The organism is Mesorhizobium sp. M1A.F.Ca.ET.072.01.1.1 (genome assembly GCF_004023325.1).
In the GTDB taxonomy this organism is placed as follows: Bacteria; Pseudomonadota; Alphaproteobacteria; order Rhizobiales; family Rhizobiaceae; genus Mesorhizobium.
The window spans coordinates 21,744-28,910 of the sequence record NZ_RZSF01000051.1 but is presented as its reverse complement, the minus strand read 5'-3'; the positions used below and the strand labels follow the sequence as shown (position 1 = coordinate 28,910).

Genomic DNA, 7,167 nt, shown 5'->3' with positions numbered 1-7,167 from the left:
GGATGTGGGCACGCCGATGACGCTGAGGCCGGTCGCGACCTTTTCGGCGAGCAGCCGGACGAACTCGTCGGCGGTCGTGCCCGTGCCGATGCCGAGCCGCATGCCGCTGCTGACATGGGCGAGCGCCGCACGCGCGGCCTCGACCTTCAACTGCCTTGCGTCCATGCCGCTCCTGTCCCCGATTTCCATGGTTTGGCGCGCCTCCTAGCATTTTTGCCTGTCCCGTCAAAGGCTCTGCCTGTGGACCGATGGAGGCGGCTTGCTTGACCACCGCCCAGCTTGTATCGGCTGCGGAACCTCAATTATTCAGGACTGGCCATGACCCGACCGATCATCGTGTTCGACCTCGACGGGACGCTCATCGACACTGCGCCGGATCTGCTCGACAGCCTCAACCACAGCCTGGCGGCCGCGGAGCTTGCCGCGGTCGACCAAGCCGGCTTCAAGCGCTACGTCGGCCATGGCGGCCGCGTGATGATCGAACGCGCGCATGCGGCGCAAAACAAGGCATTGATGGCGGAAGAGCACGACCGGCTGCTGAAGCTTTTCCTGGACCACTACACGATCAACATTCCAGGCAAGTCCCGCCCCTATCCCGGCGTGATCGCGGCTCTCGACCACTTCCAGACCGCCGGTTATCTGATGGCGGTTTGCACCAACAAGTATGAAGCGAATTCCGCGACGCTGATCGGCGCGCTCGGTCTCGACAAATACTTTGCCGCGATCTGCGGCCAGGACACTTTTGCCTTCCGCAAACCCGACCCGCGCCATCTGACCGAAACCATCAAACTGGCTGGCGGGGATCCGCACAACGCCCTGATGGTCGGCGATTCGCAGACCGACATCGACACCGCGAAGGCGGCCGGTATTCCGGTGGTGGCGGTCGATTTCGGCTATACGGATCGTCATGTGCGCGAGTTCGAACCGACGCTGGTGATCTCGCATTTCGACACGCTGACGCCGGAATTGGCCCAGCGTCTGATCGCGGCGGCGCGCTGAGCGCCTGCCCAGATCGAGCCGGCAGGAACCCGAAATCGGTCCGCAGGATAACGTCGGCACATTGCCTTGACTTCGCGCACCCGCCTCCCTTATATCGCGGCTCGCTTCGGCCTTCGGGCAACGAGCGGGCGATTAGCTCAGCGGGAGAGCACACCCTTCACACGGGTGGGGTCGCAGGTTCAATCCCTGCATCGCCCACCATCCAACTTCCCGAAAGTTGGATGATCCGGCCGCGATGAACCTCTTCAATTTCGTGCAGCGGGGCAGCTCGCGTCCGGGAGGCCGCTTAGATCAGGCCTCGGCGCACATTCAAATGCGTTACTCCCGTCACCAGAATGGCGCCGGTCATGAAGTAGAGCGTGGCTATGATGTTGCCCTGTTGGAAATGCAGCCCGGCAAACAGCAGGGCCATAACCACGGCAAGAAATGCGATTACACGCGAGAAGTTATCGGGCATGGGGCAGCGAACCTATGCAAATAGGATGGATAGCTGCCCTCAATCAGCCGCGTGCTCCATAGATCGGTTTTCGATTTTCCGCAATTGCCTTTGAAGCACTGCCGCAATGTGGTGCCTGCTGCGGCGGGTGCCGACAACCGGGCCGCTGCCCTTGTCGCCGACATTGCGTTCGAAGGCGCTGAGTTCGTCGGTCGGGGTCGTCGGCCTGGTCCATGCGGGGCGGCGGCAAGCCGCTGCTGGACAATGGCGACGCTTCTGTGATCGCCTTCACATACGCCGCGGAGGCGTCGCGCACAGATATCGCACCGGGGGCATTGGCTTCTGCTTCAATGCATGGGCTCCAACGGCCTCCGGACCTGAAAGCTCGGCAGGGAGTTTCGATCACCTAGCCATTTTCAGATTTGCTGTTCGCGCGCGTCCGTCGCCTCCCGCCACGCGCGCGAACGGCGTTTCGTAGTTCGGTTCGCGTCCGCCAGCGCGCTCCGGTTCCCGATGCAAGGGACAGTTGCCGGCCAATTTGATGCCGGCAGCGCACGTCTGGCGCCCGATCTCCAAAGGCCGTCGTGTGTTGCCGCAATCGCACGAAAGGAGACAGGCCTTGATCGAGCATGCACTTGTCATACAATTTCCGCTCAACGAGAGGCGGAACCGCATCATGTCCACAGCCAGCGCAGACGACAGGAGCACCCTGCCGCGTCTGGCGCGGATCGATCCGCGCCAGTTCGATTTGCTGTTCGGCGGCTGCAAGGTCGAACGTTATGCCGCCGGTCAGCACCTGTTCGTCCAGGAGGACGCATCCGACCGCATCTACGGCGTGATGAGCGGCACGGTCGAGATTTCGCTCTATTCACCGGGCGGGCAGAAGCTGGTGGCCAATATCGAGCTGTCGCGCAGCCTGATCGGCGAGATCGGCGCGCTCGACGGACGCCCGCGCACGGCAACCGCCATCTGCCTCACCGCATGTGAGCTGGTTTCCCTCAGTCGCGCGCAACTCTTTGATCGCATTGAAAAAAATCCACCGCTGGCGCGCGCCATGATCGAGCTGTTGTGCACGCGGCTGCGCTGGGTCAGCGGCGAACTCGGCGACCAGGCCTTCTTCGGCATCGAGGCCCGGCTGGCGAAACGGCTGGTGTTCCTCAGCGGCGTCATGGCCGACCCCGCCGGCTGGATCCCGATTTCGCAATCGGAACTCGGCGAATTCCTCGGCGCGACGCGCGAGTCAGTCAACAAGACGCTCAACGACTGGCGCAACCGGCACATGATCGACATCAAACGCGGCGGGCTGCGCATCACCAATGCCGCCGCGCTGAACCACATCGCCGATTCGCAGGACGACGACTGAACGATTGTGACCCGAATCAGAGCCGCGAAATCAGGTAGCGCAGCGCGGACCGGCTCGGCATGAAGAAGTAGCCGCCGCCTTTCGTGGTGACGAATTGCGGCATGTCCCTGAGCACCGTCACCTTTTCCCAGGACGGAATCGAGAACCGGCCGCCGCCGTCGCGCGCGCCGATCGTCGGATCCTTTTCGCCGACAAGGCCCTGGAACGAGCTCGACGAGACCCAGGTCTGCTGAATGAACTCGTATTGGCGTTCGATGTCGGCGTTGAGGCACATGAAGAGAAGCCCCTTCTCGATCTTCCCGCTGCGGTCCTTCTTCTCATAGGTGCGGCCGACGCGCAGGATGCGGTGGCGCTTGCCGATCCTGATCTGCGTCTCACGATCCTCGCCAAGCGAGTCGCGCGGATTGGAACGGCGTATATGGGAGCCGATCGGACAGCGATGCCCCTGCGGGTCCTCGGCGCCGAACGCGAAGTCGTTGTCGACGCCACGACCCGGACGGCCATCGGGGTTGCGCACCAGCGAACTGCCGTCCTGCCAGCGGCCGAGCATCTTGGCCGCGACCCAGCGCGGCGTGATCGCGTTGTCGCCGGTCTCGCGCGCGGCCCGCGCGGCGGCGTGCTTGCAGTAGTCATCGAACAACTCGACATGCTGCTCGAACTGGCGAACGACCAGGAACGAGCCGTTGCGGCCGAAATCGCGCGGCGGCGGAGGCTGACCGGGGATCTGCCGGTTGCGCCGCACTTGGGACAGGATGCCGGTTCGATCCTGCGCTGCCCGCACGGAGGGCGAGGCTGGGTAGAACCCATGCTCGTCGCGATAGCCGAACAGGAACTCGCCCGGCGCGACCAGGTGCATCGGCGCGGCACCCTTGTTGGCGCGCGACGTACCCCTGACGATCGGCTGCGAGACGCCGTCGGCAAAGCCGAAATGCTCGTAGGCGCGGGCGCGCTCCGGCTTGCCGTCGTTGCCGGCATGTTGCGTTGTCCCACCGTCCTTCTTTGGCTCGCGGTTCACGACAAGCGGCAATTCGGCAACGATCTTCATCCCCGCGCCTGTCGTCTTTCGCTTCGCGGCCGCAACCTCCCCCTTCAGTACCGCCGGCTCCGCGGCGTAGCAGATGACGACTGCGTCGACCGGCGCCGTGGCCGAACCCCACTGCCATTTGTCAGGCGCATCGGGGCCGGTGTCGTCGAGGATGCGGCTGCGCTCTGGATTGCCCATGCCGTGGCGAAAGGCAGCTGGGAATGTGTCCAGCGGATCGTCGTCGACGCCGCCCTTCAGCCCAAGACGGCGCAAACCGTCGGGACCGAAGGCCACCGTCATGGCGCGTCCGGCCGGCACGCCGTCGCCGAAACTGGTCTTGTCGATGACGAAGTCCAGCCACGCTCTGCGTTGCATGGGCGGCAGTTCTTCCGGCACCCGGATCGCCAGCATATGCGCGTGGCCAAGCGCGCCGAACGGGCCGAAGAAAATGGATTGGATCTCGCCGGCTTCCAGTTCTTCCACGGGCGAAGGCGCCGGTTCACGGCCGACGGTTGCAGCCGGCCTTGCCTGCGGCCGCTGCAGCGAGCCGAACAGGCTCACCCAGTTGCGGGCCTCGCTGCCGGTGGCGGAAGCAATGCCGCGCCGGATCTTCGAGTTGATACGGATGCGCGCGGTGTTGAGATGCGGATAGGCAGAGTACCAGAACAGCGTCGGCACCTGCTGACGCCGCGCCCAGCGCTTGAAGCGGTCCCCGTCGCGCGCGCCGTCGAGGAAGAGCCAACGCGTGCGCGGGTAGCCTTCCGTGTTGCTCCATACGCCGGTCAGGCCCTCTGAGGCCTTGGCGATGAAGTCCTCGAGATAGCTTTCCCAGCTGCCGCCATAGTTGGAGAAGAACATCAGCTTGTCGGTGCCCGGCAGCAGCACCCAGCGGGCGAAGTGAATGGTGTTTATGGTGGCGAGGAACCCCGGCTTGAACACTTTCTGCGCCGATATCGAGATTAGGTAGAAGGAAAGCCTCAGCGCCAGTCGCCGCAAGGTGCCGGCCTTCATCGTCGATATCGCGGTGAGATGGTTTTGCGCGCAGTGGTCCTCATTGGCGAGGATTCTGTCCAGCGCGCCGAGATCGACCGGCGTGTTCTGCGGCCGGTCCTTGTCCTCGAGGCGCCGCAGGCTAAGGAAGCACAAGCCGATGAACAGCAGGGCTATCGCGAGCAGCCCCAGCACCGCCAGCAGAAGCGCGGTGCCGGCAATTGCGACGTTGGTGAAGGTGACACCGTGCGGATTGCCGAACACGAGCACATAGGTCATGCGCCAGCAGGCAAGTATGACGATCGCGACGGTGGCGAGCACAGCCGGCGCAAGCAGCGTCGTCGTCAAGGCTCGCCACCAGCGGCCCGGAGGCCGCTCCAGCAGGCTCTCAGCCGGCTCGAAGGCCCAGCCGAACTGTCCTAGCGACTGGGCATGCCGGCGCACCTCGGTGAGCACAGCAGGGGCGTTGCCAGTACCCGCGCGCGGCTTTTCGACGATCTCGCGCACGCTGTCGGCGAGCTCTGCCTCGGCCAGGATGCGGCGCACCGAATGGCCAGGCGTTCCGGAAAAAACCAGCCCTGCCGTGCTGCCGAAGGACGGCGAGATCTCGATGTGATGCTTCTTCAGGAAGTCCTGCAGCGAAGCGTCGTCGGGCAGACCGCATACGGCCCTGAAGATCGGCCGCAGCCGGTGGCCTATGGCCTGCGTGATGGCACCGATGACATCGTCGGTGCTGCCGTCGCCGGAGATTTCGAGTACGAGCGCGCCCGTCTCGAGGTCCGATTTCTCGTCCCTGCCGGTGGCGGCGACAGCCAGGCTGGCGAAGTGGACCGTGCCGACATTGTCGAGCGCATCGCCCACCTCGTCGATCGCCGGGTTGCCAAGTGCGCCGACCTTGTCGCGCACGGCATCCAGCGGCACTGCACGCCTGATCGGGCAAACCACTGTGACCATCGACTGGTCGACCGTGCGGCAAAGCGGCGAGCGCTCGAAATCGACCTTGAGGCTGGCCGGATAGGCGCCGACATTGACCATCTTGCCGGCTCTGCCACGCGCGCGGCGGAGCTTGGGCTTGCTGAACAGGGCGCGAACGCATTCACCGATCTGAATGCGGGCGATCTCGGCCCCGATGCATAGATGAATGCCGTGGCCGAACACCATGTAATCGCGATGAGGCCGCGAGGTGTCGAATTCGTTTGGCCTTTGCACGATTTCGGGATCGAACATGGCGGAAAAGGTCGCCGGCATGACGACCGTTCCGGCCTTCACAAGGCGCTCTCGCCGGGTGCCCTGGCCGATGACCGCGTCACGGGCGGTGTAGCGCCACGGGCCGACCCAGATCGGCTTGAAGCGCATGGCTTCCAGGATCGCCCTATCGAGTTTGCCGGTATCGCCCGCTGCAATGGCTGCGTCGACAGCCTGCCTTGCATCTGACCGCGACAGGATGACGTCCAGGCAATTGCCGCCGGCAAGCACATTGGTCGGAACGAAGCCGGCAATCATACCGAGCATGATCGAATGGATATCGGGCTGCGATAGGCGCCCTTGATCCATGAGCGCGACGAGGCGCGCCAGCGGCCGTTCGTCCTTCCCTCCCCTTTCCCTGATCGCGGCAATCGAGCGGTCGATGACCTTGATCAGACGATCGCCGCCGACGATCGCGAGCTGACGTGTCGTTGGGCTCGCTGTCGGATCGGAAAAGAACAGCGCGCTGAGCGCGATCGACCAGTCGGCGAATTCGGTTTCATCGTCGATCTCGAGGCCGAAATAGTCGCGACAGATGCGTACCGGAACGATCTTCATCAGCCCGCCGATGGCGTCGAAGCCGGGGCTGGCCCGGGTCATGATGTCGCGCGAATGACGCTCGGCGATCGGCCTGACGGCGGCTTCGACTTCCGCCGGCGGAAAGGCGCTCAGCACGGCCGATTTCATTTGCCGGTAGGCGGCCCCGTCCTGCATGCCGAGGATGAAGTTCGATCCCCTGGCCAGTTCTGCCATTTCCGGCCCGTACGGTGTCTCGAACTCGTCGCCGCGCTCCAAAATGTCGCGCACATCGACGCCTTTGGTGACAAGCAGGAAATTGCCGAAGGCCAGGTTCGGCCAGAAGCGGCGCAGCAGCGCCAGCAGCCAGCGCGGGTCGTTGAAAAGGAAGCCGGCGATACGGGACGCAAGCCCCTTGGCGCGGAGCCGGTCGATATCGAAGGGCGGCATTTCGGCGACAGGGCGCTGGCTCTTCTGGGCAGCGCGGACAGCAGCGAAATACTTCAACTTGATCATGCGCGTTCGAGCCCCCCGGCTGTCCACGTCACTGCGATGCCGGCTATTGTCTGGCCTAGGTTTGGTTCGGTCCGGCGT

At 64.3% G+C, this 7,167-nt stretch carries 4 protein-coding genes, 1 tRNA gene and 1 pseudogene; 3 read left to right on the top strand and 3 right to left on the bottom strand.

The features are described 5' to 3' along the window. Positions 1 to 165, bottom strand: a pseudogene (locus tag EOA32_RS10445) (ribose 5-phosphate isomerase A); the annotation flags it as partial. A 153-nt stretch (positions 166 to 318) separates the two neighbouring features. Here EOA32_RS10445 and EOA32_RS10440 point away from each other — a divergent pair. Then, positions 319 to 999, top strand: a complete 681-nt coding sequence (locus EOA32_RS10440) for a phosphoglycolate phosphatase (protein ID WP_128371706.1) — start codon at positions 319 to 321, stop codon at positions 997 to 999. A gap of 126 nt (positions 1,000 to 1,125) precedes the next feature. Next, positions 1,126 to 1,200 (top strand) — tRNA-Val (locus EOA32_RS10435). Between the two features lie 85 nt (positions 1,201 to 1,285). On the opposite strand, the gene EOA32_RS38490 is transcribed toward EOA32_RS10435, so the two are convergent. Continuing rightward, a complete protein-coding gene (locus EOA32_RS38490; protein WP_164750822.1) occupies positions 1,286 to 1,456 on the bottom strand; it encodes a hypothetical protein in 171 nt (56 codons plus the stop codon). A 655-nt stretch (positions 1,457 to 2,111) separates the two neighbouring features. On the opposite strand from EOA32_RS38490, the gene EOA32_RS10430 reads away from it, so the two are divergent. Further along, on the top strand, positions 2,112 to 2,798 hold the full coding sequence (locus EOA32_RS10430) for a Crp/Fnr family transcriptional regulator (RefSeq protein ID WP_066989939.1): 687 nt from the start codon (positions 2,112 to 2,114) through the stop codon (positions 2,796 to 2,798). A gap of 16 nt (positions 2,799 to 2,814) precedes the next feature. On the opposite strand, the gene EOA32_RS10425 is transcribed toward EOA32_RS10430, so the two are convergent. Further along, complete coding sequence (locus tag EOA32_RS10425) at positions 2,815 to 7,089, bottom strand: cytochrome P450 (protein WP_128371705.1); 4,275 nt, start codon at positions 7,087 to 7,089, stop codon at positions 2,815 to 2,817. Positions 7,090 to 7,167 lie beyond the last annotated feature (78 nt).